Source organism: Roseinatronobacter sp. (assembly GCF_051859525.1).
GTDB lineage: Bacteria > Pseudomonadota > Alphaproteobacteria > Rhodobacterales > Rhodobacteraceae > Roseinatronobacter.
This window is the reverse complement of record NZ_JBHYFM010000050.1, coordinates 1-804: the sequence shown is the minus strand read 5'-3', so window position 1 is coordinate 804 and position 804 is coordinate 1. Positions and strand designations below refer to the sequence as shown.

Genomic DNA, 804 nt, shown 5'->3' with positions numbered 1-804 from the left:
AAACTATCCCAGTCTCAGGAAAGGCCTCGCGCACCCAGGCAGTCAGTGTGGCTCGGCCAGGATAGCCTAAGGCACGCAACGTCCATGAAACACAGCGCCCCTGGCTGGCATAATGCTCCAACGCAACCTGCTTCTGTTTCGCCGAGAATTTAGCTGGGCGCGGCGCTGAGCGTATCCGCAAGTCCCGCCGACGTTCATACTCTCGATGCCAGCCCTTCAAGGCATTCTTAGTTGGATACCCCAACTCGCGGATGGTGGCCCCCAAGCGCTTTCCGAGCTTGATATAAAGCTCAACAGCGCGCACTCGCTCTTCGTAGCTATACATGAACTATCTCCAAGATAGTCCAACTTTTCGTCCGCACCCCCGAGATAAACATCTATAAATGTCTTAACTAATCAATTGAAGTTGACGTTCAAACGTCAAGATTTAGCCGTAATTTTGCCAAAATTGCTTGCGTAGCATTGGGCTGGCTCAGAATGAGTGAGAAACCCAGCTCCGAGAGAAAGGTCAAACTATGCATCTTCAAGGGTCAGAAAGAATATCGTCACGCTATCATGTACCCCTTTCCGTTGCTGCGCTGATCGGCGTGCTCGCGCTGCCCGGGGTCGCACAAGCGCAACTGCTTTCAATTGGAGGTGGCAGCGGCGGTGGGCTGAATGTCGGTGTTAGTCTGGGTGGCACTTCTGCAAATGTCAGCGTGGGGGGAGGGAGTGTTGCCGGGGCTGAGGCAAATGTCGGAGATAGTGTTTCGGCCGGTGTTGAGGTCGGCGGTGGCAGTGTCGCAAGCGTCGATGCGAGTGTCG

Annotated in this window: 1 protein-coding gene and 1 pseudogene; one reads left to right on the top strand and one right to left on the bottom strand. The window is 54.5% G+C overall.

Annotation, left to right across the window (positions count from 1 at the left end):
- Positions 1 to 325, bottom strand: a pseudogene (locus ACTIE1_RS16630) (IS3 family transposase); the annotation flags it as partial.
- A 190-nt stretch (positions 326 to 515) separates the two neighbouring features.
- On the opposite strand from ACTIE1_RS16630, the gene ACTIE1_RS16625 reads away from it, so the two are divergent.
- On the top strand, positions 516 to 804 hold a 289-nt coding region (locus ACTIE1_RS16625), incomplete at its 3' end, for a hypothetical protein (RefSeq protein ID WP_439563510.1).